A 25,218-nucleotide genomic window follows, 5' to 3' on the forward strand; every position below is an offset into this window, starting at 1 on the left:
CGCGAGGTGACGCGCCCCGCGCCATTCGAGCGGCTCCAGTACGTCATCGACGGCCAGAACCGCCGTATCGGCAAGCGTTTGGGTGAAAGCCTCATGCAAGGCTTCGTGTACGACGGCAGGAGGGTCGTCGCGGAGCTGGACCACACGGGCGCGGTCGTCGCGCGGTTCGTGTACGCGACGAGCAGCCACTCGCCGGACGCGATGCTCAAGAGCGGCGCGACGTATCGCTTCGTGAAGGACCACCTCGGCAGCCCAAGGCTCGTCGTCGACGCGGCGACGGGTGCCGTCGCGCAGCGAATGGACTTCAATGCGTGGGGGGACCAGCGATACGAACCCGGGCTTCCAGCCCTTCGGGTTCGCGGGAGGGCTGTGGGATCGCGACATGGGGCTGGTGCGGTTCGGAGCGCGGGACTACGACCCGACGACCGGGCGGTGGACCAGTAAGGACCAAAGCCGCTTTGGTGGTGGCCTGAACTTCTACGCGTACGCGAACAACGATCCGGCCAACTTCGTCGACCAAAGCGGACGCAGCCCGACCGTCGCTGGAGCTGCGGCGGGAGCCGCATTCGGCCCGATTGGGGCGGCGCTCGGCGCAGGCCTGGGGACGACGATTGGCGCCATGTGCGTGACGGGAATCTGGAATTGCACACCATCCGATGGCGCGCCATTCGATCCGAACGCGCCCCCCATCCCCGGTGGCTCGGGCGGAGCTCCAGCGATACCCGAGGATGACGCCGATACGCCGCTCGACTCGGGTGGAGGCATCTGTGGAGCGAGGAGGTCGAAGCTCAGCGCGTGCAAAGATGCTTGCCACCAGGGGGCGGTTGGACGCGAAGCGTTTGCCGCAAGCTGAAGGATCCAGCGCAAAAGGCGCGGTGCTGGCAAATCGCGACAAATGGAACCTCCATCGAGGCCTGCGAGAACTGGTGCGATGGTGAGTTCAGCAACTGAGTATCGTATGTCCAGCGACAAAATTCGGCAGAACGACGTTGTGGCGACCCGAACATTCAGGAGAAAAGACGGTCGAGCACTGACGGCGAAATTGTATCGACCTTATAAGGTTGGCGCATACGAGTGGGCTGCGCCGTTCGTCGTGCGAGGCCTCTCGACGGCGTATTGGGGCCGGGCACTGGGGGCTGATTCGTTGCAGGCACTCCTTCTGGCAGCTCAAGCATTGCGCAGCTGGCTCGAAGGACTCGACGTGGAGTTCACCTGGTTGGGAGGGGAGGTTGGATACAGCGGCATCCCACGCACGATCCAAGACGTATTCGGCCTTGAGTTCAGCAAGCATGCAGAGCGATTGGTGGATGAGGAGGCGAGGAAGCTTGTCCAGGCTCGAATAGCGGGGCGCCGAGCGAAGAAGACGCAGACTCAGTCCGCGCCGGCTTCAGCAACGAGCCAACGAAGGAAGAACATAAGAAAGTAGCTGTGATGACATGGGCCACGCCATCTCCGACGTCACGATGTCGCGCTTGGCGTCCATCATGCGTTCGTGGAACTCCTTCGAGCCGTCTGGATGGAATGCGTACGCCGCCTTTCAGGTATCGATGACGGTCTCGGACTCCTTCTCGATACTGGCCCATACGCGCTGTTGTCGGTCGAGGTCGCTCGCGAGTCTTTGGCGGTATCGCGGACAGGCTGCAGCTCGGCGACGACGTCCTGCACGGTCCGGACGTACGTCGCGACGGTGTTACACCGCCGCGACCTGCGCCATTCGCTTGCGATGACGCTTCTCGCCCCTTGGTCAGCCGCGTCCGCAGGCGGCGTGGCGTGGCCTCGGCCGCCTTGCGCGTCTCGGAACGCAGATGGTTGTTCAACGTTCAACGAGGGCGTCCAGCGGCGGATGAAGGCCATCGACGTCGCGCACCTGATACGCGATGCGAGACATCGCGTCGATTCGCCCTCTTGCGGAGCGTTGCGACGATCTTGGAGGGAGCTACACGATTTTCTGATGTCGTGGGAGAAGAAAATGTCTTGTTGATCCCATTGCTTACGAGCCGCCGCCCCAGGCATGACGGTTGAGATCATTCTTGCGCATGTCGTGAGATAGGTCACACATACCTTCATGCGCGCACATCTTCTTCTTGGGCTGTTGGTGGGGTCGTTGATGGCGGTGGGGTGCGCGGTCGAGTCGGAGGAGGAGACGGCCGGCGTCGCTGAGGATGACCTCGCGAGGAAGAGCAACGAGCACTGGTTTTATAACGGGCCGCTCGATGCGCTCGGGTCGCCCGAGGTCACGATCTCGCTTACCGGGCACACCGCGCGTGTTCGTGGCTTCACGTCGGTCAACGTGTCGAGCTTGCCTCATGCGAAGGCGCGGAACGTCGGCGGGAGGCAGCAGGTCGACCTCGTCTATCCGATCGCGACCGGTGAATCGAACGGCTACAACGCGCGGCCGCGTGAGTACTCGCTCTATCGCGCGACGCTCTTTCGGCCCGATGGGCAGACGACCTCGTCGTTCGGTACGAGCTACGTCACGTGGGGCGGGTTTCCGTTCCTCGCGTACCACGGCGGCATCGCGATGCACGGGCCGATCTCCTACGAGGACAGCCGCGACAACCCGGACTTCGACGTCTGGTACCTGAAGCGCGGGAAGGTCTCGCACGGCTGCAACCGCATGCTCGGCGAGCACGTCACCGAGGTCGCGCACGTCCTCGGCATGTCGATGCGCAAGGTCTACGACGGCGACCGCAGCTACACGCCGCCGGCGGGCATCAAGGTCCGCGTCATCAACGAGTACGACCGCGTCGATGGCAAGTACGTCGACGTCGACTACCCGACCGCCAATGGCGCGCAGCGTCCGGGCGTCGTCCACGGCGCGTCGAACGTCGCGATGTTCGGCTCGTGGGTCGCGACCGAGATGCCGAACGGCGCGGACCTCCCCGGCGACAAGGCGTGGGAAGGCGGCGTCTCCGGCGATCCCTACGTCTTCGCCGAGCACGCGCGGCTCAACTGGGTCTGCTCGATGCCGCGCAACACGCTCCTCAAGCTCCGCTCCTGGGAGCAGTCGCGCTCCGGCCGCGAGCTCCCGCGGAACCTCTGCGCGAAGAAGGCGTGCGTCATCTCCGCGGTCAACAACAACCGCTCGCCCGAGACCTGCTTCTGATCCGATGATCCGAAGCCGCGAACGCGCGCGGTCGTGAAGAGCGCGTGAGGAGCGCGTGCGTCAGAGGCGCGCGCGGAGACGCGCGAGCGCCTCGTCGATCTCGTCGTCGAGGAGGTACGGCGCGGGGCCGAAGCGCAGCATCTCGCCGCGCGCGTCGGTGAAGACGCCGTCGGCGCGGAGCGCCTTCGAGAGCGCTCCCGCCTCCGGTGTTCGCAGCGCGACGAAACCACCTCGATCGGCGTCCTCCACCGGCGTCGCGATGCTCACGCGCGGCAGCTCCCGCGCCGCCGCGAGGATCCGCGCCGTCTGCGCGAGCGACGTCGCGCGGAGCGCCTCCGGCGTCATGCCCTGCTCCTCGAAGAAGCGCGCGACCGCACGCGCGCGGAGCGTGCTCGTGGGATCGAACGTCGAGCCGGCGAAGCGCGTCGCGCCGTCGGCCGCGTACGCGACGGCGCCGTCGGTGCGGCGGTTCGCGAGGTCGGCGAAGCCCGCGAACCAGCCGGTGTACACCGGACGCAGGTCGCTCCCGCTCGGCACGCGGAGGAAGCAGACGCCCTCGCCCCACTGCGCGTACTTGTAGCCGCCCGCGACGAGGAAGGCGCGCTCCGGCACCGTGAACGGCACGACGTCGAACGCGTGGTACGCGTCGAGGAGCACCCGCGCGCCGAGGCGCTCCGCGCGATCGACGAGCTCGCTGGCGCCGTGCACGACGCTGCTCGTCTCGAAGAGCACCGTCGACGCGAGCACCGCGCTCGTGCGCTCCGTCACCGCGGCCGCGAGGCGCTCCGTGAGCGTCGCGGCCGGCAGCGCGTCGACGAACGTGACGGAGACGCCCTCCTCCGCGAGCCGCTTCAGCTGGCGGAACGCGGAGTGGAACTCGCCCGTCGTCGTGACGACGTGCGGCCGCTTCGCGAGCGGCAGCGCGGAGAGGAACCGCGCGACGAGCTCGTGCGTGTTCGGCGCGAACGCGATCTCGTCGGCCTGCGCGCCGATGCGTGTCGCGATGTGCGCGCGGAGCTCGGACTGCGCGGCGAAGACCGCGTCCCACTTGTCGTCGACGTGCGCGGCCGCGAGCGTGAAGGCCTCGAGCAGCCCCTCGCGCGCGACGTCGGGCCACGCTTGATGCGAGTGCCCCGTCAGCAAGAGCCGCCCCGGCTGCAAGAAGGAGGAGTAGAACGGTCGCAGCCGCGCGGCGTCGAGCCTCTCCTGGTTCATTGGCGCGGGCTCTCGAGCGACGTGCGGACGTCCCAGAGCTCGGGGAAGAACACGGTGAGGAGCGCCTTCTCGAGGAAGGGCACGCCCGAGCTCCCGCCCGTGCCGCGCTTGAAGCCGATGACGCGCTTCACCGTCGTCACGTGGCGGAAGCGCCAGAGCTGGAAGCGCTCCTCGACGTCGATGAGCTTCTCGCACATGTCGTATTCGCTCCAGTACCGCGCGGTGTCTTGATAGACCGCGCGGAAGATGTCGACGATCGCGGGGCTCGACTCGTACGGCTGCGTGAAGTCCCGCTCGATGCGGTTGGCGGGGACGGGGTGGCCGCGGCGCGCGAGGTAGCGGAGGAACTCGTCGTAGAGCGACGGCCGCTCGAGGCGCGCCTGGAGGTCGGCGTGGACGGCGGGGTTGTTCTTGTGCGGGCCGAGCGTCTTCGGGTCCTTGTTGCCGAGCGCGAACTCGATCGCGCGGTATTGAAAGGACTGGAAGCCGCTCGCCGGGCCGAGCGCGGGACGGAACGTGAGGTACTCGTTCGGCGTCATCGTCTCGAGGACGCTCCACTGCTCGAAGAGCATCCGCTGGATCTGCCCGACGCGCGCGAGGATCTTGAAGCACGGCTCGAGCTTGTCGTTTTTCACCGACTCGATCGCGGCGTCGAGCTCGTGGATCATCAGGCGCATCCAGAGCTCCGACGTCTGATGCTGGATGATGAAGAGCATCTCGTCGTGACGACCCTCCGTCGATCGCGGCTTCTGCGCGGTCAGGATCTGATCGAGGCAGAGGTAGTCGCCGTACGTCGTCCCGGTCGCCAGGTCGACGACGATGCCGGGCTCGAAGTCACGCTTGCTCATGGTCCCGCCTCATAGCGCTATTCTCGGACGGTGAGGTCCGCCTTTTCGCTCGCGCTCGCCGTCCTCGCGATCGGCTGCAAAGATCGCCTCCCCGCGCCGCCCCCGGCGCCCGTCGTCTCGAGCGCCGACGGCGGCGCCGATCCGGTCACGCAGGAGATCCGCTACCTCGCGCTCGGCGACTCGATCAGCCAGGGCGGCGGCGCGCCGAACCCCGAGGCCGTCTCGTTCCCCGGCAAGCTCTCCGAGCGGTGGCGCGCGAAGGGCTGCAAGGTCACGCTCGAGAACCTCGGCGTCTCGCACTACACCGCCGCCGACGTGATCAAGGACGAGGTCCCCCAGATCGAGACGTTCAAGCCGACGCTCATCACGTTCCAGGTCGGCTCGAACGACGTCGCGACCAACGTGCCGCCCGATACGTTCCGCGCGCAGGTGAAGACGATCCTCGCCGCGGCGAAGAAGAGCGGCGCGCGCGTGATCGTGCTCGGTCAAAACGAGTGGTTCCGCTCGCCCGACGGGCCGGGCTACGGCGGCACGCTCGAGAAGCGCGATCGCTACGACGCGATCCTCTTCGACGAAGCGAAGGCGAGCGGCGCGGAGGTCGTCGACCTGCGTCTCCTCTATCGCCAGCAGGCCGACAAGAAGCAGTGGGCCGAGGACGGCATTCACCCCACGCCCGCCGCGTACGACGAGATGGCGACGGAGCTCGCGCGCGTCATCCCCGCGCCGTGCGGGAAGCCCTGAGAAGTAGCTTTGATGCCGCCCGACGTCCGCCGTGTCATGATGAGGGGGATGGGGGCGGAACGCTCGGCCTGGCTCCTCGGTGGTGGGCTCGTCGTGCTCGGGCTCGCGCTCGTCGCCGCGTGCGCGGAGGGCGGCGAGGAGGACCTGCCGTTCGGTCCGGCCGCCGACGATGCCGGTCCCGACGTGACCGGCGCGAAGCTCCCGCCGAAGAAGGTGGACGACGATGACGACGACGTCGTCCCCGGAGACGATGACGACGACACCGGCCCGGACGGCGGCCCGAAGCCCGACGGCGGCGCCGACGCGGGGCCGACCAATCCGACCGGCGTGAGCGCGGCGTGCGCGGCGGCGATCGCGAAGGCGTCGTGGGACTTCGAGACCGCCGACACGAGCTGGACGCACAGGCCCTCCGACGGCGCGGAGAACCAGGCAAGCTGGCCCTTCGACCCGTGGTCGCGCGGCACCGCGAGCACGATCTCGTGTCCGTCCGGCATCTGCTGGGCCGGCGAGCGGACGCAGAACTACGCGCAGTGCTCGCGCGGCGAGCTGCTGTCGCCGTCGATCGACCTCAGCGCCTGCGCCGCCGCGACGGTCACGTTGACGTTCGCGCACGCCTACCGGTTCTGGACCGGCCGGGTCGGCAGCAACGACTGGTTCGACGGCGGCATCGTCGAGCTGTCGGGCAACGGCGGAACGGCGTGGTCGGCGCCGAGCGCGACCTTCCCGGGCGTGCTCAAGATCTTGAAGGGACAAGGCGGCGCCAACTGCGTCTCGGCGCCGTGGCACACCGACGGCAAGCCGGGCTTCACCGGCTCGCAGCTCACCGCCGTCGACTTCTCGATCGTCGTGCCGTCCGCGCTGATCACGACGAGGACGCGCATCCGCTTCTCGACCGCGGCCGGCGTGAGCACGCCGAACGTCGGGCATCACCGCGAGAACACAGCGCCGGGATGGCGCATCGACAACGTCCGCTTCACCGCGGCGCCGTAATCGCGAGCCGCTCGCGCGGCGGTGGTACGCTTCCGGGCGATGCGCTTCGTCTTGGTCTCGTGTGTGCTGCTCGTGCCTGGGGCCGCGCTCGCGGACGAGGTCGAGGTCGAAGAGCCGCGCCCCGCGCCTCCGGCCTACGGCGATCCGCCCGCGCCGATCACGCCCGCGAACGTGCGCCCGCCGCCGGAGGAGTACGTCCACAAGTCCCCGCCCGAGCCGCCGCCGATCGGGCACAGCGGCTTCCAGATGGCGATCCGCAGCGGCGCGTCGCTGCCGTTCGGCGCGGCGAAGGACTCGTTCGCGGGAGAAGAGACGAGCCCCGAGCACTGGTCGTCGTCGCTCCGCGATCTCACCGGCCTGCAGGTCCCGCTCATCGTCGACATCGGCGGCAAGCCGAACAAGCACGTCTTCATCGGCGGCTTCATCAGCTACGCGCGCGGCTTCACCGCCGGCGCCCTCGCGGACGCGTGCGATCGCCTCCCGCTCGACTGCTACTCCACCAACACGCGGATCGGCGCGCAGGTCCATTACGTGTTTTCGCCGAACGCGTGGTTCACGCCGTGGGTCGGCTACGGCTTCGGCTGGTCGTGGATGACGGCGGGCGACGGCCAGCGCGAGGCGCGTTTTCGCGGGCTCGACTTCGCGCACTTCCTCCTCGGCTTCGATCTGCGCCTCTCGCGGATGTTCGGCGCGGGCGTCTTCGTCGACTACACGCTCGGCACCTATTCGCGCCAGGAGCTCTCGGCCGACGCGACGACGGGCAAGGTCGACGGCCCGATCGTCGGCCGCTCCGTGCATAGCTGGCTCACGATCGGTCCGCGACTCGTGATCATGCCGTGAGCCTGACGCGGCGGTGATCCAGTCGACTCATCGCCGTCTCACGAGGGTGGAAAAGTCCGGTCTGGGTGGACGAGGTGCGCGCGGTTGCTAGACCGAAGAGCATGCGCACCCTCGTCGTCTCGGGCCTCCTCGCGGTGTTGACCCTCGTGCTCGCCACGTCGGCGACGGCGACGGAGGTCGCTTGTCGAACGAAGGACCTCACGCAAGGAACGACCCAGCTCGTCCTCGAGTGGCAGGGCGGGAGCGCGAAGGGCACGCTCCAGCGCACCGCGCCCTCCGGCAACGTGACGACGCTGACCGTGCGCGCCGAGCGCCACGACGGGACGATCATCGCGGACGACATCTACGAGAAGGACCTCGTGTCGCACGCCGCGGTCGTCCGCGTCGTCGACGGCAAGCGCTACATGCGGACCGACGCGAGCGCGCCGTGGCTCGCCTGCGAGTAACGAGCTCTCGTCGTCCCGCGCAGCCGACGCGCCCAGCCGGGCACGTCGGCTGTTTTCGTTTGTGCGCGCCCGACCGAGCCGTGGACGGACCACGTTGTCAAAGAAGTGGACACCACTCGGGTGCGGCGGCGCGATGGCGTGACTGTCAAATTACGGAATTATCGATCAGCGCTCGCGGCGCGAGGATTGCTCTCGAGGCGGCCATGACTGTCCGCAGCAACACGGTCGCGGTGCTCGCCTTCGTCGTCGTCGCGTGTGGACCTCCGCGCGATTCGAGCTCGCTCGAAGACCTGGACCTTTCGAATTCGAAGAAGGTGGAGCCCGTCGACGCCGGCGCCGAGGAGGAGCCGGAAGAGGAGGACGCGCCGCCGCCGGCCGACGCGGGAGCCAAGCCCGTCGCGTGTACGTCGAGCTTCGAGAAGGACGTATTGCCCGCGTTCGACATGGCGGGCTGCGCGGCGACGCAATGCCACGGCACACGCTTCGGCCGCGCGATCCGCATCGAGGTGAAGAACCCCGACATCACGTATACCGAGCTCACCGGGTTCAAGCTCGGCGGAAAGCCTTATGTGCAGCCGGGGACCATCGACCCGAACGCCTCCGCGATTCAGTGCCACCTCGCCGGCAAGTGCGGAGTGAAGATGCCGCCGCTCGGAGGCAAGGTCCCCGCTGCGCTCGTCGTCGCCGTCGACGGCTGGCTCGCGTGCGGCGCGCCGAAGAACTGAGCGCCGGCCCGGGTCCGGCTCAGGCGCCCCGGCTCAGGCGCCGAGCTCGATGCCCTGCGCCGCGAGGGCCTCCGGCGTCGACGCGCGGATCCGGCGGAAGCGCTCCTCGAGACGCGCGGTCAGGCCGCGCACGACCGTGATCGCGAGCGCCCCCGCGACGAGGGCCGCCGCGTCCACGAACATGCTCATCTGGTAAGCGGAGACGACCTTGTCCACCGTGCTCATGTCCTTGGGCAGGAGCCGGCCGCCGAGGCTCAGGACGAGGAAGGCGCCCCACCACAGCCCGATCAACGCGGCCGGGAGCCTCTGCGCGGGCGCGGGCACGATGAACGCGGTGCTCCGGTAGTCGCCTTGCGCGGACGGATCGACGCGCGGCGCGGGCGGCGCGACGTTCTCCGGCTCGAGCGCGGCGCGCGTGGAGGAGAGCACCTGGTACGGGCGAACGAGGCTGATGAACGGGATGATGAACGCCCAGCCGGCCTGCGACGGCGTCCACGGGATCGTCGCCCCGAGCGCCCGCGTGAGCGCGACGAGGCGGTGCATCCAGCGAATGAAGAAGAACCCGGTCACGACGAACGTGACGGTGACGGCGACGACGATCGCGTCGATCGTCGCGTCCGCGGTCGTGAGCTGCGCGAGGAGCTCGGGGCTCGCCGCCTCGCCGGAGGCGCGGACCGGCTCGAGGAGCACGATGGACCACTCGCGCAACACGAGGTCGATCCCGCGCGCGAGCATCGCCGCGGCGAGCCCGACGACGGCGAACGTCGCGCGACGGCGGAGCGCCGCGACCGACTCCTGCAGGTGCGCCGCCGGATGCTCCTCGTTCATCGGTCGCCGATCGTAGCCCGCGCGCTGCGATCGCGTGTCGAGATTCGCGCGAGGCGGAGCGACAATCGTGTAGAGTGCGTGGCTTCGTGCCGCAACCGAACGTCGACCCCAGCACCATCGATTGTCACGCTTTCTTCCGCGAGCTCCGGGCGATCCGGCTCGAAGCCGAGGCCGCGCTCGGCGAAGAGGACATCCGCCACCTCCGGCGGACCATCCTCTACGGGCGCACCGCGACCGCGGTCGGCCTCGCGACGGCGTGGTTCCCGAACCCGCTCAGCATGGCGGCGCTCGCGCTCGGGCGCAGCACGCGCTGGATCGTGATGCATCACATCGGCCATCGCGGCTACGACCGCGTGCCGGGCGTGCCGGAGGAATTCACGAGCCGCACGTTCGCGAAGGGCTGGCGCCGCTTCGTCGACTGGTCGGACTGGATGCTGCCGGAGGCCTGGAAGTACGAGCACAACGTGCTCCACCACACGAACACGGGCGAGCTCAAGGACCCGGACCTCGTCGAGCGCAACACGCACTGGGTCCGTGGCCTCGACGTCCCGGACGCGGTGAAGGCCGGCATCATCGGTCTCCTCGCGATGACGTGGCGCCCGTTCTACTACGCGCCGAACACGGTCTCGACGTGGCTCTCGCGCGGCAAGAGCCTCGCCTTCACCGACGAGACGGCGGAGAAGGTGCCGCGCTACCGGCGCACGCTCTACCTCCAGTGCTACGCGCCGTACGTCTTCCATCACTTCGTCGCGCTCCCGGCGCTGTTCCTGCCGCTCGGTCCCTTCGCGGCGATGAGCGCGTTCGTGAACTCGCTCGGCGCCGAGGCGCTATGCGGCATTCACACGTTCCTCGTCATCGCCCCGAACCACACCGGCGACGACGTGTACCGCTTCGACGCTCCGTCGGAGTCGCACGCGGAGTCGGCGGTCCGCCAGGTCCTCGGCTCGGTGAACTACGCGACCGGCACCGAGCTCGTCGACTACGCGCAGCTCTGGCTCAATTATCAAATCGAGCACCACCTCTTTCCCGATTTGCCGATGTTGGCCTATCGGAAAATCCAGCCGAAGGTCCAAGCGCTCTGCGCGAAACACGGTATTCCGTACGTGCAGGAGAGCCTCTGGAAGCGCGCGAAGCAGCTCGTGTCGATCGCGGTCGGCCGTACTTCGATGAAGCGCGCGAGCCGCGTCGGCAAGGCCCCGCTGGAGACCGCGCGCGCCGCCGCTGAGTAGCTATTGGAGGAGGCGGTCGAGGAGGGCGGGGAGCGCCTCGATCCGCAGGTCCGGCGACGAGTCGACGATCTTGCCGTTCGCATCGACGAGCACCATGAACGGGATCCCCGCCGCTCGCTCGTCCCAGCCCATCGCCGCGTAGAACGGGTTGTTCTTCGCCTCCGGGCCGGCGACGCCGTTGAGCCACGGCATGGGGTGGCTCTTGTCGGCGCGGAACTTCGCCGCCGTCTCCGGCTTCTCGTCGAGGGCGACGCTCAGGATCTCGAAGCGCTTCTTGGCGCGCTTCCCGTACTTCGCGTGGAGCTCGTGGAGCTTCGGCATCTGGTCGACGCACGGCCCGCACCACGTCGACCAGACGTCGATGAGGTAGACCTTGCCGGCGAGGGCCTTCGTCGAGTGCGTGCCCTTCAAGCGATCGCCGTCGAGGGCGGGGACCTCGAACGCCGGCATCGGCTTCCCCGCCGCGAGGACGCGGTCGGGGTCGAGGCTCATCGCGAAGGTCGCCTCGAACGTGCCCCTCAGGCGTGGGGTCTTGAGGAGCGCGATGATGCGCCGCCTCTCGTCGAGGTCCTTCTTCTCGAACAGGCGCATCCGGAGGAGCATCGCGACGAGGTCGGCGTTCGGGTGCTGCTCGATGAGCGCCGTGTTGACCTCCTCGTCCTTCGCCACCGCGAGGAGCCCCTCGGCGCTCGGGCTCCACAGCGGATCGTCGGGCGCGAGCGCGTGGGCGATCTCGCGCGCCATCGCGCGCTCGGCGTCGGTGGTGTCGTTCGTGAAGCCGATCGAAAAATAGCCGATCGTCGCGAACGCGCGGACGAGCGGCCGGTCGTCCTTCGTTGCGGCGAGGTACGCCGCGCGCTTCGCGGCGATCGCCGGCGCGATTTGCTCCGGCTTCGACGGCGTGCCGGCCTTCCGGCCGGCCTTGAGCTCGTCGAGGACCTCCGCCTGCGCCGCCGCGCGCAGCTTCTCGATCTCGTTCACGCGCGCGGTCATGCTGCCGGGCGCGCCGGCGCGGACGACGGCCTCCGTCGCCGGCGGCAGCTTCGCGGGATCGTAGATCACGCGCGCGGTCCCGCCGCTCGCGGTCAACGCCGCGGTGTAGTCGCCGCCGTCGTCGTACTGCCAGCCGTCGCCCACCACCGCGAACGACGCGTTCTGGTTCACGAGCCCCGCGATCTCGTAGCCGTACGTCCCGTCGGCGAGGGGGACCTCGGCGACGAAGGTCCCGTCGTCCTGGCGCTTCATCCGGTGACGTCCGAGCTGCTCGCGGCCGCGGAACAGGACGGCCACGGGCTCGGTCGCCGGCGGCGTGCGCGGCGTGTACGTGCCGAGCCGCACGTCGAGGTCGACGGCGCCGTCGCTCGGGACGATCAGCACCTCGCTCCGCCGGTGGCCGGCGCCGGTGAGCTCGATCTTCACGATGCCCCGCGCGTCCTTGGGGAGCGGGAGCGAGAACGCGCCGTCGGCCGCGACCGCGATCTCCTCGGCGATCTTGTCGTCCGGTCCGCGCCGGTGAACGTGCGCGAGCGGCATCGGCGCGCCGTCGCGTCCGAGCACGCGGCCTCGCAGGACCGGCGCCGGCGGAGCGACGGCGGTGGTGGTGGTGGTCGGAGCGACCGGCGGCGACGCGACGACGGGCGGCGGCGCGTCCTTGCATGCGCTGACGAACGCGAGGAGCGCGGCTCCGAGGACCAGGGGCTTCATCGCTCCTGAATACACGTTTTGCGCCGTCGAGGCTCGGCGCGGTCTGGTTCAGTATAGCGAACGAGTGTCTGTCTTACTGTTGACAGGCCGGCGAGTTGGACCCTACGCCGTAGGGACCGGTGTCCGAACCGGAGCCAAAAGCTGAGAACGGTGCCATGCGCGCCTTCCCGCGCGTGAAGGTCGACGCGACCTTCGCGACGCGTCGTGAGCGGCTCCGGCGCCGGCGGCGCGGTGACCGCCTCGGCGCTCCTCGCCGACGTCCTGAAGGCGACCGGCAACACGTGATGGTCAGTCGAGGACCGTCATCGATTCGTAGGTGAGGATTCCGGAATACCGATCCGTGACGACGCCGCGCGACGACTTCGAGAACGTCTCGGCGTAGCGGCCGGTGACGCGGACCTTCGCGCCGACGGCGGGGAGCGGCGACGGGAGCTCGATCCCCCAGAGGGCGTCCACGTAGCTCCGTCCGCCTTGCTGGCGTGCCTCGAAGACCTGGGCGTGGCTCGACGCCCATCCCATCACGCGGACGACGTCGTTCGCGCCCGGCGCCTGTCCGCGCCGATCGCCGAGCGTGAACGCGGGGAGCTCGGCGTCGCAGCCGGCGGGATCGCGGACGCCCGCCCGGTGGATGGCGCACTTCGGCGCGCGCGCGAGGTTCGTGTCGATGATGTACCCCTCGATCGTGATCGGTCCGCGCGCGAGCTCGGCGCTCTCGACCGCGCTCCGGAGCGCGTGGATCGCGGCCGCGACGCTGAAGACGTCACCGTCGCGCGCGGGCGCGTCCTGGATGTCGGGGACGGCGGGGAGGGGCGGCTTCGGCCCGGCCGGCGCGGCGGCGATCTCGTGTCCGGCGTCGCAGTCCTCGGGCGGCGCGCGCACCGGCGCGACGGTCGCGACCGGACGCGCGGGGGTCGCGGCAGGTTCGACGCACGCGGCGACGAGGACACAAGCGAACACGCACGCACGCACGCGGGCAGGGTAGCAGCACCTTGCGCTCGACGCGGCTTCGAGCGCACGATCGCGCGCGATGAAGGCGGCGTGCTACGTGCTCCTGGTCGCGCTCTCGCTCCTGCCCGCGCCGGCGCGCGCCGAGTGCAAGGTCGCGCCGGCGCCGTCGGTGCCGGCGCTCCTCGAGGCGGCGCGCTCACACGGCGCGAGCGATCGCTGGAGCGAGGCGGTCGCGACGTACGAGCAGCTCCTCGCGATCGAGGAGGCGAACGCCGAGGCGCACCACGAGCTCGGCACCGCGCTCCTTCATCTCAGGGAGCGCCGCGCGCGCGACCGCGAGGCGGCGCTCCACTACACGCGCGCGATCGAGCTCCGCCCCGACCGCGCCGCGTTCTACGCGAGCCTCGGCGATCACTACATGCGCCTCGGCTTCCGCCCGACCGCGCGCGCGGTGCTCGTCGCCGCCCTCTCGTTCGTGCCGGACGGACAGGACCGCTTCCCGCTCTACATGCTCCTCGGCGCCCTCGAGACGGAGGAGCGGAACCTGCCGGCGGCGCTCGACCGCTACACGTCGGCGCGCGTCGCGTGCGGGACCTGCGACGGCGCGCAGAGCCTCGTCTACTTCCACCGCGGCGCCACGCTCGCGTCGCTCGTCCCGGCGCGCAAGTCCGAGGCCGTCCTCGACCTCACCCGCTTCTCCAAACAGGTCTGCAGAGGCGCCGCCGCCGCGCGCTACGACGCAGAGTGCACGCAGGCGATGGACCTCCTCCAGAGCCTCGCGTCACCGTGACTCGAGCGGTTACGCGTCAAAGCTGATTCCGTCAATTCCGATAATATGACGCTTCCGCGGCACGCGCACCGCAACGCGCGGCCGGCTCTGTTGTAGCTTTGTGAGCGAGGCATGAAGTGACCGACCAGTACTTCGTGAGCTTCCTGATCGTCGGGGGCGTGTGCATCGGGTTCGCGATGCACGCGGCGAGCCTCGCCGTTCAGACGCGCCGCCTTCGCTACGTCTACTTGATGCTCCTCGCCCTGCTCGAGGCGGCCTACTGCTTCGTCGGTTGGCGCTACTTCATGCTGACGGACGGCGCGCGCGCGCTGCCTTGGGGTCAGGCGTTCTGCGCCTTCGCGCCGTTCATCACCTGGGTGTTCGGCGAGCTCACGATGGACCTCTCGGAGCGCCGGCCGCGCTGGCTCGTGCGGCTCCAGCAGGTGAACCTCGGGCTGACGACCACGTTCGCGACCGGCGTCGTCGTGGACATGCTCTTCCGTACGTCGATCACGATGAAGCCCGAGATCCTCACCGATCTCGAGAGCCTCCACCGGCACCGGTTCGTCTTCACCGGCTTCGGAATGGCCTACCTGGCGTGGGTGGGCGTCGCGTTCTCGTGCTTCGCGGCGACGCTGCTCGGCGCCTACCGCACGCGGCGCGACCTCCTCCCCATGGTCGTGGGTGCCATCGTCTACTTCAGCGCCACGATCTCCGACTTCGGGATCTGCGTCGGCATCGTCGACCTCCCGTTCACGCAGCACTTCGGCTTCTTCGCGCTCGTGATCGGATGCTGGCGCGTCATCTCGAACCGCTTCGAGGAGGCGATCTCCGAGATGCAGCGCGCGGTCGAGCGGCTGGAGCATCAGCGAAACCGCCTCCTCATCGCCGCGCCGATGCTCCACAAACAGAAGCTCGATTCGCTCGGCACCTTCGCCGCGGGGGTCGGACACGAGATCAACAACCCCATTCAGGGGATCATGAACTACGCGCTCCTCATCAAGCGCGAGGCCGCGCCGGAGACGACGGTGAGCCGGTTCGCCGACGAGATCGCGGTCGAGAGCAAGCGCATCGCCGACATCGTCCAGAACCTCCTCCGCTTCGCGCGCGCGGAGGGAACGGCGGAGGGCGCGGTGGCGATCGCCGTCCCCGTCTCGCAGCTCCTCGAAGGACCGCTCCGGCTCATCCGGAGCACGCTCGCCCAGCGCGGGATCACGCTGGAGGTCCACATCGACGACGGGCTGCCGGAGGTGACCTGCCGCGCGGCGCAGGTGCAGCAGGTGATCATGAACCTCGTCACCAACGCGCGCGACGCCGTCCTCTCGCGCGCCGCGACGCGGACGGACGACAAGCGAATCACGGTCGAGGCTTCGCAGATCACGCGCGCGGGCGAGCCGTGGTGGGTCGTGCGCGTGAGCGACACCGGCGACGGCTTCGATCCGACGCTCTCGGACCGCATCTTCGATCCGTTCTTCACCACGAAGGGCTCCGAGGGCACCGGCCTCGGGCTCTCCGTGAGCCACGGCATCGTGATCGCCCACGGCGGACAGATCACGTGCGAGAGCGAGCCGGCGCGAGGCGCGCGCTTCTCCGTCGCGATCCCGTACCGGATCGACGCGCTGCAGAAGAGCGCGCAAGACGACGTCGCGCTCGACGGCGCCTCCGCCGAGTGAGCGGCTCAGAGCGGCGCCGGCGCGCCGACGGTGATGGCGAGCGACCGCCAGAAGAAGGCCGCGAGCGGCTTCAGCGTTCGCCCTCGCGCCGCGACGTGCGCGCCGCGCGCGCGGTAGGTCGTCGCCGGCTCCGGGCTCACGCGGATGATCGTGCGGAGGAAGGGCCGGCTCGCGGCGCCGAGGATCGGCACGTGGCCGGTGAAGCCGCGGAGGAGCATCGAGACGATCCCCTTCGCGCCCGGGACGGCGACGGAGCCGAGCTCGGCCTCGAACGCGAGGTCGCTCCCGGCGCACGTGATGCGTCGCGTGGCGTCGAGCTCGATCCGCAACGTCGGATCGAGGCGTTTCGGTAGATGGTAATGCCGAATTCCCGCCTCCACGTAAAACGGATTATCGAGGACGAGATCGAACGGCAGCGCGGCGCATCGCGCTCCGCGCCTCATTACGTAGGAGAGGATGACCTCGCTGTAAGGCACCGGATAGTCGGCCGGCGGCCGGTCGTAGCGCAGCACCAACGCCGCTCCGAGGTAGCCGCGACCCCACGAGAGCGGCTCGAAGCCGGCGCGCTCGTCGGGCGCGTCGCTCCATGCTCCGAGGACGACGCAGCCGAAGGCGCCGAGGTGATACGGCGGATGGAAGTCGTCGAGCGGGGGCGGGGTCGGGGTCGGGGTCGGAGGAGCGGTCACTCGTAGCTCACCCCGAGCAGCCGGCGGAGGCCACGCGTGAGGACGTCGACGGCGCGCGTCGGGAAGCCGAGGAGCGAGCTCGTCACCGGCGGCGCGCGGCGGGCGATCTCGCGCTGCGCGGCCGGCGCTCCCGCTGCGCGCAAGATGGCGTTGGCGGCCTCGATCCCGGTGACGGCGGCGCGCTCCATGAAGAAGCTCACCGCCTCGGGATCGTCGGTCCGCACCCAGTCGCCGGCGAGCATCAGGTTGGGACGGGACGCGTCGCTGACGGTCGGCGTTCGTTCGCGATCGCCGGGCGCGAAGAGCGGGAACACGTCGACGTGGCGGAGGAGACGGCTGCGCTCGCGGTCGAGGCGCCCGCGGAGCCCTTCGTCCGGGAAGTACGCGTCGAGGACGTCGAGCGCGCGATCGTAGATGTCGTCGTCCTCGAGCGAAGACATGTGCTCGCAGTCGCCGATGTGACACTCCAAGAAGAGGGCGTCCTTCTCCGCGAACTCCTCCTGCATCGTGTGGAGCGCGAAGAAGTTGTCGAGCAGGTCGTCGGCCGCGAAGACGCCGCTGTCGGGGCCCGACCATTTCGGTTTACCGGACCGCGCCGCGAAGTGCATGCGCAACACCATCACCGACGTGGTGCGCAATAGTGGAATACCCGATGTCGACGAATTGAGCGACATCTCGCGAGGGAAGACGGCTTTGAGGGATCCGAGGTCCATCGCGAGCACGGCATAGTCGGCGCGCTCGAGCCCGTCGTCGGCGGCGGGGGCGTTGGTGGGCTCGTCGACGACCCACACCGAACCTTGTGCCTCGTGGCGCATGCGCACCGGCGTGAGCGGCTTTTGTGGCGGTGCGCGGAGCACCTCGCCGTTCGCGTCGAACTGACCGCCGTGGCACGGACAGTGGAAGACGTTCTTTCCGTCGCTCGTCCGTACGTCGACCGGGCAGCCCATGTGCGTGCAGGCAGCGTCGAACGCGCGAAGGCGACGGTCGGAGGGCTCCCAGCTCAGGCCGAGGCTCCGCGTGCCGAGCTTCCGCATGAAGAGCTTCGGCGCGTCTCCGAGCTCGCGATCGGAGATCGTCGCCTGCGTCGCGAGCGCGACGACGCGGTCGCCGTCGAAGACGATCGACTGCACGGGAGCCCCGAGCTTGAAGCGAACGCCGCGCTTCTCGAGCGCCGCTTTCCAAGGCTCGAAGAGGAGCGGGACCATCCCGCCGTCGATCCACTGCGCCTTCACGTCCTCGGCGTCCTCGAGGACGTAGTAGTTGAGCGCCTCGGCGGCGAGCCGCGCGCTCACCTCGTCGCCGCGCGCGTAGGTGAGGTTCTTCACGTAGGGCACGAGGAGCAGGTTCGCCATCCTTCCGGACACGCCCGCCGCGCGCATCATCGAGGCGAACGTCTCGGTGTCGAGCTCGCCACCGATCGGCTTGCGCGCCGCGTACGTGCGCATCAAGAGGAACAGCGAAAACGCGTAGTCGCGCGCGCGGAGCACGCCGGGAGGGATCATCGCGGTCAGGAAGAGCGGGGCGGGGCCACGCGCGTGCGCGAGCTCGGTGCTCCGCATCGTCCGGCCCGGCCCCGGCACGCCGGTGGTCTTCGTCCGCGTCAGGATCTTCTCGAGGTCGATCCCCACGTCCCGCCAGAGGCGCGTCAGGTTCTCGTAGCGGGGGAAGACGCCGTGAATGCCGTGCTCGACGGTGTGCCCGAGGTCGGGATCGACGTACGACGCGCAGCGCCCCCCGACGCTCGCGGCCTTCTCGAGCACGACGACCTCGAACCCGGCGTCCACGAGCACGTGCGCCGCCGCGAGCCCCGCGATCCCGGCCCCCGCGACGACGACCCTACGTCCCGCCGTGCCTTTCTCCGACATCGCCGCTTTCGCCGTTCCGCTGCTTCCATCTGGCATGCGATTCCTTCTCTCTTCACGCCGAGAGCGCAAAAGCCCCCCGTATTACGTGATGCAGAGGAGGAGGCGACGCAACCACGCTCGACGCTTCTACCGTCCAACCCCCGTCCAACCCCGGAAGATCCGGCGAAGCTCTACTCCAAGGTGGTGTCGCGATCCGGTGACATCCCGGTCGTTGGGTCGACGCCGCCCCTCACGAATCCTGGAGAACACGCTGGAGCGGTGCTTGCTCCCGGGTGGTCATGACCAGAGCCTCCACACCTGCGATCGTCGGCCTCGTGCTCATCACGTTCGCGCGGATCGGCCTCACGGTCTCGTGTGGCGACCCGGAGGTCGCGGCGACGATGGGCGACGCTGACGCTGGCGACGACAACGCAGTGGACGGCGCGACGCGGGACGCCGTCGACGGAAGCGCCATGAGCGACGACGCGACCGTCGACGCCGCGACCGACGCGGCGGCGGCTCATCCCGTCGTCGTCGCCGGCACGACGCACACGTGCAGTCTCCTCCGTCACGGCGTCGTGAAGTGCTGGGGCGACAATCGGTTCGGTCGTCTCGGGCTCGGCAAGATCGACAGCTACGTCTCCTCGCCGAAGACGCTGGGCGCCGACTTCCCGCCGGTCGTTCTCGGCGCCGGTCGCGTCGCGACGCAGATCGCAGTCGGCTACGGTCATGCGTGCGCCGTCCTCGACGGCGGGAAGCTCAAATGCTGGGGAGAGAACTTCAGCGGCGAGCTCGGGATCGGCGAGAGGCTCGAGCGTGGGAGCAAGATCGAGCATATGGGCGCGAACCTCCCCGAGGTCGACCTCGGGGAAGGTCGCTCCGTCCGACAGGTCGCGGCCGGAAGTGAGAGCACGTGCGCGATCCTCGACGACGGTAGCGTCAAGTGCTGGGGCAGGAACGACGTCGGCCAGCTCGGGCTCGGTGACACGAGGCCGCGCGGGAGGGCGCCGGAGGACATGGGCGCAAACCTCCCGCCCGTCGACCTCGGACCCGGCCGCATCGCGCGGAGCATCTCGTTGGGGGTCCGTCATGCCTGCGCGGTGCTCGACGACGCGAGCGTCAAGTGCTGGGGCGCCAACATGATCGGACAGCTCGGGCTCGGCGATGTCGTCGACCGCGGGACGGCGCCCGAGCACATGGGCGCGAACCTTCCGCGCGTCGATCTCGGGCCCGGCCGCACCGCTCGCGCCGTCGCCGCGGGCGACGGGCACACGTGCGCCTTGCTCGACGACGCGACCGTCAAGTGCTGGGGCAACAACGTCCGCGGAGCGCTCGGTCTCGGCGACACCAAGATCCGCGGCGGCCTGTCCGGAGAGATGGGCGCCAACCTCCCCGCCGTCCGACTCGACCGCCCCGCTCGGTACGTCGGGAGCGGGCGCTTCTTCTCCTGCGCCCTGCTCGACGACGGAGCCGTCAAGTGCTGGGGCGACAACAAGAGCGGGCAGCTCGGACTCGGCGACACGTCCCCGCGCGGCGATCAGCCAGCGGAGACGAGCTTCGCGTCGGTCGACCTCGGGCCCGGCCGCTTCGCCCGCCAGCTCTCCGTTGGCCACGAGTACGTCTGCGCGTCGCTCGACGACCGAACCATCAAGTGCTGGGGATACAACGGCTACTACAACCTCGGCATCGCAGACAGGGCGAACCGAGGCGACATGCCCGGGGAGATGGGCACCGAGCTCTTCGGCCTCCGCCTCGAGTGACGCTCGCTTCTCCAGGAGGCGCGTCGATCCACCTATGCTCACGGCCATGCACGTACGGTCTCCTGCTTCTCTCCTCGTGTTCCTCGTGTTCTTCGTCTTGTTGGCCGGCTCAGGGTCGGCGTGCTCGAGCGATTCGCCGCCGTCGACTCCGGGAGGCTCGAGCGGCTCGAGCGGCTCGACGGATGGAGGTGGAGGCGGCTCGATCATCGAGGGCGGAGGCGCCGGTCGGCCCGACAACCCGACCGCGTGCGGGGCGACGGACGCGGCGGGCGTGCGTGGGTGCGTGTCGAAGGATCGCTACACCGAGGACGTCACGTTCATCGCCGGCGACATGCGCGCGCCAGGCTCACCGCACGCGCGGGCGACGGGCGACCGCTGCGCGGCGGTGCTCTCGGCGCACGGCTTCACGGTCGAGCGGCACGCGTACGGCTCAGGCACGAACATCGTCGGCACCCTCCCGGGCACGACGGCGGCGACGGAGGTCGTCGTCGCGGGTGCCCACTACGATCATCTCGACGGCTGCCTCGGCGCGGACGACAACGCGACGGGCGTGGCGGGGATGCTCGAGCTCGCGCGCGTGCTCTCGGGCCACACCCATCCACGGACGCTGGTGGTCGCGTGCTGGGACGAGGAGGAGCGCGGCGAGATCGGCTCGCGCGCATGGGTGAAGCGCGCCAAGTCGACGGATACGAATGTCGTCCAGTACGTCAATTTCGACATGATCGGATATGCGAAGAGCGAGCCCAATTCGCAGCAAATGCCATCGACGTACAAGGACATCTATCGCAAGGAGTACGCGGCGCTCGAGGCGCGTCAGTTCAAGGGCGACTTCCTCTGGACGTTCTACGACAAGCGCTCGCGTCCGTTCGTGAGGGCGCTCGAAGAGCAGAGCGCCGCGGTCTCACGGGCGGAGCTCGGCGTTCAGGTCCCGACCGCGCTCCTGTCGCGCGTCGAGCTCCAGAATACGGACCACGCCGGGTTCTGGGCGGCGGGATTCCCGGCCGCGCATATCGGTGACACGGGAGATCTGCGTAATCCAAATTACCACTGCAAGCAGAGCGCAGACACGCTCGCGACGCTCGATCACGACTATGCGGCGGACATCGTGCGCGCCGCGACGGCCGCGACGTGGACCATGCTCGAAGGAAAGGCGCCGGCGGCGGAGCCAGGACCCGGCGTGGCGAGCTGCACGCAGTTCTGCGCGCGCGCATCGAGCTTCGGCGCGAAGGAAGGCGCGTGCATGAAGGCGGTGTTCGACGTCCTCGGCGTCCAGCCGCCCGCGTCGTGCGCCTCCGTCACCTCTCCGGCATCGTGCAACACCTGCGCTGCCGATCTGAAGATCAACGACCTTCAGTGCGAGGGCCTAGCCGATCTCTGCCTCTGACCCCGACATCACGAGGTTGACGGCAGCGCCGTCCGAATGCGCGAGCCGAAGGGGGGCGGGCGGGGATCCATCGTCGGAAAGACGGGACAAGAGGCCCATTGTCCGTCATGGCGACTGGCGAGAGCGTGTCTCTACAACGACAACGGCTTCTTCATGGCCTTGCGCACGAAGTTTGCTGCCTCCTCGAGCGCGGTCTGCCCGTTCGGATGGTACGCAGCGAACACGGGCGGGTTGTGCGGCATGTCCTCGGCGACGTGCACGGCGACGTCGACCTTCGCATCCGTGAGCCTCGTCGCGAGAGCGAGGATGTCGTCGCGCGGGATCTCGACTTCACCCACGATGATCAGCACGGGCGCGAGGCCGTCGAGTCGCGCCTGGACAGGGGACACGCGCGGGTCGTCGAGCGCGGCGTCGCCCGCGTACGTCCGCGCGTGGATCTCCAGCACATCACGTGTCCCGTAGTCGTATGGATCGTTGTCCACGAACGACCGCGCGGGCATCGTGAGATCCGACCATGGCGACACCAGGACCGCGCCGGCCGCTTGAGGTCCTCCGCGATCGCGGAGCGCGAGCTGGAGCTCGATGGCGAGGTTGCCTCCGGCGGAGTCGCCGGCGACGACGATCGCCTCCGGCGCAGTCCCGCCTTCCACGAGCGCGTCGAACGCCGCGAGCGCGTCCTCGAGCGGCGCCGGGAACGGATGCTCTGGCGCGAGCCTGTAGTCCACGGCGATCACCGTGACGCCGCTCGCGAGCGCGAGGCGAGCGACGAGGTCCGCGTGGGTGGTGCGCCCCGATCCGTAGATGAACGAGCCGCCGTGGAAGAAGAGTACGAGGCGATCGTCCGAAGCCCCCGGTGGGATGAACCAACGAGCGGAGACGCCGCCGAGCGCGCCGTCGCGCGTGTCGAGCTTACGGACGAACGTTCGTGGGTAGGGCCGCGCGTCGAGCTCCGCCCGCAACTTCGGGAGAGGCCACGCGCTCGTCTGCTCCCAGTCGCGCCGGAGATAACGTACGATCCACTCGAACGTCAAAGGCCAGCTCGGACGCGCGGGACCTCGCGCTCGGCGCAGGCGCAGCGTCTTGATGAAGGAAACAAGGAACGACCACATGACCCGGAGCATCATTGGCTCCGAAGCTAGGGCGAGTGCGGACGGGGGAGGCGAGCCGCGCGCGCCAGAAAGGCGGGCCGCGCGCGCCACGGACCCTTCAGGAGGCGTCTCCGGTCGCATGACGGTTCGGCTCGTGCACCTGCTGCGTCAGCGCGGACGCGACGCAGCCGCGGTATGCGCCGCAGCTGGCGTCGAGATCGAGGAGGTGAGCAACCCCTCTGCCCGCATCCCGTATTGCGTGTCCGACGCGTTTCTGGAGGCGTGCGTCCGCGAGCTTGGCGTGGAGGGTTTCTCCTTCGCGCTCTCCAGGGTCTCCGACGAGACGACATACGACGTCGCCGCGCTCGTGCTCATGTCGGGCGCGACGTTCGGCGAGGGCCTCGAACGGGCGCTGACGTACCAGCGGCTCTGGGGCGACGGAGAGCGATTCACGCTGCGGCGCGCCGACGATGCACGCCGCGGCGGCGTGCTCCGGTTCCGCCATCCCGGGTCAAACGCAATCGCACGCGCCGTTCTCGCCGAGGTCGCACTCTTCGAGACCCTGTCGGGCGCGCGTGCGCTCGTCGACCCTCACGCTCGTCCTGTCGCGGTGAGGTTCGCGCACGAGCCGCTCGGAGATTCGACGGCGCTCGCCGAGGCGTTCGGGGTGGAACCATCGTTCAGCGCGGATAACAGTGAGCTCGTCCTGCCCGCGGCGATCCTCGACGCGCCGATCCATCTTCCCGACGGAGCTCTCGCCCGAGGGCTCGACATGATCGCCCAGCGCGCCGTCGCGGCGCTACCCGCGTTGGCGTCGCTCTCCGCCCGGGTGCGCGCCATCTGCGACGAGGACCCGACGGCGCTCTCTCTGGCCGTGGCCGACGTCGCACGTCGCCTCCGCATGAGCAGTCGGACACTTCAGAGGCGCCTTCGGGCGGAGGGAACGTCCTGGGCAGACATCGTCGACGCTCTTCGCCGCTCGCGTGCGCGCTCACTCGCGCTTCGCGGGGCGAGCGACAAGGAGATCGCGTTCCTCCTCGGATTCTCGGATCCCAGCTCCTTCACCCGTGCGCGCCGTCGCTGGAGGCGCGACGTCGAGAGCTGACCAGCGGCAGCCTCTCCCAACTCGTCTCCCCCCGTCCGTGACGACGAACGGCCTCGTTGCCACGCGAGGTGGACGAGACGCCGTATCGTACGATGCGAACGTGGCGACTCCAGCGGGAATCGAAGGGACGGGAGAGCTTGATCAGCATGAGCGCTGAAATCGGCGAGGGGATGCGCGGGTACGACGACGACGACGATCGCAATCTCGGAGAGGACTTTCTCACCGCGGTAGAGCGAGTATTGAGGTTCGCGATCTCACGCTCGCGGGATCGACTCTAGCTTCGCGGTAGGGGACGACGTCGCGGACGTCGCCTGAGGTGCGTGATTGCGACGACCACGATCTGGTCGGCCTCTACGACGAAGGCAACAGCGTAGGGGAACCGACCGACGAGCGCGCGTCGAGCATCACGATCATCGGGATGGGGCGGATACGACAGGGGAAGTGCTGCGACGCGCCGGAGTATCGTGTCAATCTCGCTGACGAAGGCCTCGCCGAGGCCGGCCTTTTTCTCGTACCACCGCGCAGTTTTCTCGATCTCGGCACGCGCACGCGCGAGAACCTGAAGCTTCACTTCGCAGTGCGGCCGACGCGCGGCGCAGTCCTCTTTTTGCGCGACACCTTGGACTCGAAGCTGCCGAGCAGCGTTTTCCGGATGTCCTCCCACGGGATGAGGCGAGCCTTCCCGCTCTTCACCTCCTCGACCCGCCGTGCAAGCTCGGCTCTGAACTCGGGGGTGCCTTCCACGAGTAGACCAGGTACGGGCGGTGCGCTCGCCAAGAGCTCCGCCGCGAGCTCGAGCCGATCCTCCGTGGGCAGCGCCAACGCTTCAGCGAACACGGCCGGGCGTTTCATGGCCTTCATTGTGAGAGAACGGTTGGACGTTGTCACGCGGAGCTTCGATCTGCCGTGCGCCTGCGGTTGCGGGCGCCAGCGTTCCAGGCTTGAGTGCACGAGGGTGCGGGGCTGAGTCGGCGCACTTGTGTTGGAGTTCGCCCGAGATGGTCTCGCCCGTCACGAGGTGCACGTCGAGCCTCGTGAGATCATCGATGCCGTCGAGCTCGGACTTGAACGTGACGGAGAAGTCTTTCTTGGCCATGTGATCGATCGCTCAGCGCACGCCGAGCTTGTCCATGATCTTGTGGTTCGCGCTCGCGTCTTCGTGGGCGTGCGCGTTCGTCGCGACGGCAACGCTCGCGACCGTCGGTGCTGCTGGGCGCGGCGGCGGTGGTGAGGCGTGGGCGTGGGCGGTCGGAGAGGTTGTCTCGGCTCGCGAGGCGGTCAGGTTCGGC

At 69.1% G+C, this 25,218-nt stretch carries 24 protein-coding genes; 13 read left to right on the top strand and 11 right to left on the bottom strand.

The annotated features are described in order from the left end of the window. The first annotated feature begins 307 nt into the window (after positions 1-307). Together KF837_02980 and KF837_02985 are read left to right on the top strand one after the other, a co-directional pair. Entirely contained in the window at positions 308-853 is a 546-nt protein-coding gene (locus tag KF837_02980) for an RHS repeat-associated core domain-containing protein (protein ID MBX3226244.1), read from the top strand. 1,239 nt (positions 854-2,092) lie between these two features. Then, the gene (locus tag KF837_02985; GenBank protein ID MBX3226245.1) at positions 2,093-3,106 is read left to right on the top strand and encodes a hypothetical protein; all 1,014 of its coding nucleotides are present in this window, start codon (positions 2,093-2,095) and stop codon (positions 3,104-3,106) included. A gap of 60 nt (positions 3,107-3,166) precedes the next feature. On the opposite strand, the gene KF837_02990 is transcribed toward KF837_02985, so the two are convergent. After that, positions 3,167-4,321 carry an aminotransferase class V-fold PLP-dependent enzyme gene (locus tag KF837_02990; protein ID MBX3226246.1) on the bottom strand — a complete coding sequence of 385 codons (1,155 nt, stop codon included), beginning with the start codon at positions 4,319-4,321 and terminating at the stop codon, positions 3,167-3,169. Next, complete coding sequence (locus KF837_02995) at positions 4,318-5,169, bottom strand: tryptophan 2,3-dioxygenase (protein ID MBX3226247.1); 852 nt, start codon at positions 5,167-5,169, stop codon at positions 4,318-4,320. Before KF837_02995 ends, KF837_02990 begins: the two co-directional genes overlap by 4 nt. 30 nt (positions 5,170-5,199) lie before the next feature. Between KF837_02995 and KF837_03000 the strand changes: the two genes are divergently transcribed. The 5 genes from KF837_03000 to KF837_03020 all read left to right on the top strand — a co-directional run bounded on the left by KF837_03000 (position 5,200) and on the right by KF837_03020 (position 8,911). Beyond that, positions 5,200-5,910, top strand: coding sequence for an SGNH/GDSL hydrolase family protein (locus KF837_03000; GenBank protein ID MBX3226248.1), 711 nt, complete (start codon positions 5,200-5,202; stop codon positions 5,908-5,910). Positions 5,911-5,958: 48 nt separating this feature from the next. Further along, a complete protein-coding gene (locus KF837_03005; GenBank protein MBX3226249.1) occupies positions 5,959-6,900 on the top strand; it encodes a hypothetical protein in 942 nt (313 codons plus the stop codon). Positions 6,901-6,939: 39 nt separating this feature from the next. Continuing rightward, on the top strand, positions 6,940-7,740 hold the full coding sequence (locus KF837_03010) for a hypothetical protein (protein MBX3226250.1): 801 nt from the start codon (positions 6,940-6,942) through the stop codon (positions 7,738-7,740). Between the two features lie 101 nt (positions 7,741-7,841). Continuing rightward, positions 7,842-8,186 (top strand): hypothetical protein, encoded by a 345-nt coding sequence (locus tag KF837_03015; protein ID MBX3226251.1) that lies wholly within the window; start codon positions 7,842-7,844, stop codon positions 8,184-8,186. Positions 8,187-8,389: 203 nt separating this feature from the next. Further along, the gene (locus tag KF837_03020; protein ID MBX3226252.1) at positions 8,390-8,911 is read left to right on the top strand and encodes a hypothetical protein; all 522 of its coding nucleotides are present in this window, start codon (positions 8,390-8,392) and stop codon (positions 8,909-8,911) included. Between the two features lie 33 nt (positions 8,912-8,944). On the opposite strand, the gene KF837_03025 is transcribed toward KF837_03020, so the two are convergent. Further along, positions 8,945-9,739 (bottom strand): DUF4328 domain-containing protein, encoded by a 795-nt coding sequence (locus KF837_03025; GenBank protein ID MBX3226253.1) that lies wholly within the window; start codon positions 9,737-9,739, stop codon positions 8,945-8,947. Between the two features lie 86 nt (positions 9,740-9,825). Here KF837_03025 and KF837_03030 point away from each other — a divergent pair, with 86 nt between their 5' ends. Then, complete coding sequence (locus KF837_03030; GenBank protein ID MBX3226254.1) at positions 9,826-10,968, top strand: fatty acid desaturase; 1,143 nt, start codon at positions 9,826-9,828, stop codon at positions 10,966-10,968. Here the strand turns inward: KF837_03030 and KF837_03035 are convergent, their stop codons facing one another. Beyond that, positions 10,969-12,672, bottom strand: coding sequence for a redoxin family protein (locus KF837_03035; protein MBX3226255.1), 1,704 nt, complete (start codon positions 12,670-12,672; stop codon positions 10,969-10,971). It abuts the gene before it with no gap. Positions 12,673-12,960: 288 nt separating this feature from the next. Next, on the bottom strand, positions 12,961-13,641 hold the full coding sequence (locus tag KF837_03040; protein MBX3226256.1) for a hypothetical protein: 681 nt from the start codon (positions 13,639-13,641) through the stop codon (positions 12,961-12,963). A gap of 58 nt (positions 13,642-13,699) precedes the next feature. Between KF837_03040 and KF837_03045 the strand changes: the two genes are divergently transcribed. Then, a complete protein-coding gene (locus KF837_03045; GenBank protein MBX3226257.1) occupies positions 13,700-14,410 on the top strand; it encodes a hypothetical protein in 711 nt (236 codons plus the stop codon). 116 nt (positions 14,411-14,526) lie between these two features. Beyond that, positions 14,527-16,062, top strand: a complete 1,536-nt coding sequence (locus KF837_03050; GenBank protein MBX3226258.1) for a HAMP domain-containing histidine kinase — start codon at positions 14,527-14,529, stop codon at positions 16,060-16,062. Positions 16,063-16,067: 5 nt separating this feature from the next. On the opposite strand, the gene KF837_03055 is transcribed toward KF837_03050, so the two are convergent. After that, a complete protein-coding gene (locus KF837_03055) occupies positions 16,068-16,748 on the bottom strand; it encodes a hypothetical protein (GenBank protein MBX3226259.1) in 681 nt (226 codons plus the stop codon). After that, complete coding sequence (locus KF837_03060; protein ID MBX3226260.1) at positions 16,745-18,613, bottom strand: FAD-dependent oxidoreductase; 1,869 nt, start codon at positions 18,611-18,613, stop codon at positions 16,745-16,747. Before KF837_03060 ends, KF837_03055 begins: the two co-directional genes overlap by 4 nt. 278 nt (positions 18,614-18,891) lie before the next feature. On the opposite strand from KF837_03060, the gene KF837_03065 reads away from it, so the two are divergent. Continuing rightward, entirely contained in the window at positions 18,892-20,352 is a 1,461-nt protein-coding gene (locus tag KF837_03065) for a hypothetical protein (GenBank protein ID MBX3226261.1), read from the top strand. Positions 20,353-20,398: 46 nt separating this feature from the next. Further along, positions 20,399-21,736: a M20/M25/M40 family metallo-hydrolase gene (locus KF837_03070; GenBank protein MBX3226262.1), complete on the top strand. Its 1,338-nt coding sequence runs from the start codon at positions 20,399-20,401 to the stop codon at positions 21,734-21,736. 131 nt (positions 21,737-21,867) lie between these two features. On the opposite strand, the gene KF837_03075 is transcribed toward KF837_03070, so the two are convergent. Beyond that, positions 21,868-22,860 (bottom strand): alpha/beta hydrolase, encoded by a 993-nt coding sequence (locus KF837_03075; GenBank protein MBX3226263.1) that lies wholly within the window; start codon positions 22,858-22,860, stop codon positions 21,868-21,870. Positions 22,861-22,963: 103 nt separating this feature from the next. Between KF837_03075 and KF837_03080 the strand changes: the two genes are divergently transcribed. Beyond that, positions 22,964-23,929: an AraC family transcriptional regulator ligand-binding domain-containing protein gene (locus KF837_03080; GenBank protein MBX3226264.1), complete on the top strand. Its 966-nt coding sequence runs from the start codon at positions 22,964-22,966 to the stop codon at positions 23,927-23,929. Positions 23,930-24,203: 274 nt separating this feature from the next. Here KF837_03080 and KF837_03085 read toward each other — a convergent pair whose 3' ends face one another. The 3 genes from KF837_03085 to KF837_03095 are packed head-to-tail and all read right to left on the bottom strand — an operon-like array spanning position 24,204 to position 25,025. Further along, positions 24,204-24,500 (bottom strand): type II toxin-antitoxin system RelE/ParE family toxin, encoded by a 297-nt coding sequence (locus tag KF837_03085; protein ID MBX3226265.1) that lies wholly within the window; start codon positions 24,498-24,500, stop codon positions 24,204-24,206. Then, a complete protein-coding gene (locus KF837_03090) occupies positions 24,497-24,781 on the bottom strand; it encodes an addiction module protein (protein ID MBX3226266.1) in 285 nt (94 codons plus the stop codon). Before KF837_03090 ends, KF837_03085 begins: the two co-directional genes overlap by 4 nt. Beyond that, the gene (locus KF837_03095; GenBank protein ID MBX3226267.1) at positions 24,756-25,025 is read right to left on the bottom strand and encodes a hypothetical protein; all 270 of its coding nucleotides are present in this window, start codon (positions 25,023-25,025) and stop codon (positions 24,756-24,758) included. The genes KF837_03090 and KF837_03095 overlap by 26 nt, the downstream gene beginning before the upstream one ends. Between the last annotated feature and the right edge of the window lie 193 nt (positions 25,026-25,218).

Origin of the sequence: Labilithrix sp. (assembly GCA_019637155.1) — a bacterium.
Classification (GTDB): Bacteria; Myxococcota_A; Polyangia; order Polyangiales; family Polyangiaceae; genus Labilithrix.

What these genes read in the sequence shown, in the direction of transcription:
- KF837_02980 (MBX3226244.1), top strand. Translation starts at nt 308, where the DNA reads ATGCGTGGGGGGACCAGCGATACGAACCCGGGCTTCCAGCCCTTCGGG.
- KF837_02990 (MBX3226246.1), bottom strand. Translation starts at nt 4,321, where the DNA reads ATGAACCAGGAGAGGCTCGACGCCGCGCGGCTGCGACCGTTCTACTCC.
- KF837_02995 (MBX3226247.1), bottom strand. Translation starts at nt 5,169, where the DNA reads ATGAGCAAGCGTGACTTCGAGCCCGGCATCGTCGTCGACCTGGCGACC.
- KF837_03005 (MBX3226249.1), top strand. Translation starts at nt 5,959, where the DNA reads ATGGGGGCGGAACGCTCGGCCTGGCTCCTCGGTGGTGGGCTCGTCGTG.
- KF837_03010 (MBX3226250.1), top strand. Translation starts at nt 6,940, where the DNA reads ATGCGCTTCGTCTTGGTCTCGTGTGTGCTGCTCGTGCCTGGGGCCGCG.
- KF837_03015 (MBX3226251.1), top strand. Translation starts at nt 7,842, where the DNA reads ATGCGCACCCTCGTCGTCTCGGGCCTCCTCGCGGTGTTGACCCTCGTG.
- KF837_03020 (MBX3226252.1), top strand. Translation starts at nt 8,390, where the DNA reads ATGACTGTCCGCAGCAACACGGTCGCGGTGCTCGCCTTCGTCGTCGTC.
- KF837_03025 (MBX3226253.1), bottom strand. Translation starts at nt 9,739, where the DNA reads ATGAACGAGGAGCATCCGGCGGCGCACCTGCAGGAGTCGGTCGCGGCG.
- KF837_03035 (MBX3226255.1), bottom strand. Translation starts at nt 12,672, where the DNA reads ATGAAGCCCCTGGTCCTCGGAGCCGCGCTCCTCGCGTTCGTCAGCGCA.
- KF837_03045 (MBX3226257.1), top strand. Translation starts at nt 13,700, where the DNA reads ATGAAGGCGGCGTGCTACGTGCTCCTGGTCGCGCTCTCGCTCCTGCCC.
- KF837_03060 (MBX3226260.1), bottom strand. Translation starts at nt 18,613, where the DNA reads ATGTCGGAGAAAGGCACGGCGGGACGTAGGGTCGTCGTCGCGGGGGCC.
- KF837_03065 (MBX3226261.1), top strand. Translation starts at nt 18,892, where the DNA reads ATGACCAGAGCCTCCACACCTGCGATCGTCGGCCTCGTGCTCATCACG.
- KF837_03070 (MBX3226262.1), top strand. Translation starts at nt 20,399, where the DNA reads ATGCACGTACGGTCTCCTGCTTCTCTCCTCGTGTTCCTCGTGTTCTTC.
- KF837_03075 (MBX3226263.1), bottom strand. Translation starts at nt 22,860, where the DNA reads ATGATGCTCCGGGTCATGTGGTCGTTCCTTGTTTCCTTCATCAAGACG.
- KF837_03080 (MBX3226264.1), top strand. Translation starts at nt 22,964, where the DNA reads ATGACGGTTCGGCTCGTGCACCTGCTGCGTCAGCGCGGACGCGACGCA.
- KF837_03090 (MBX3226266.1), bottom strand. Translation starts at nt 24,781, where the DNA reads ATGAAACGCCCGGCCGTGTTCGCTGAAGCGTTGGCGCTGCCCACGGAG.
- KF837_03095 (MBX3226267.1), bottom strand. Translation starts at nt 25,025, where the DNA reads ATGGCCAAGAAAGACTTCTCCGTCACGTTCAAGTCCGAGCTCGACGGC.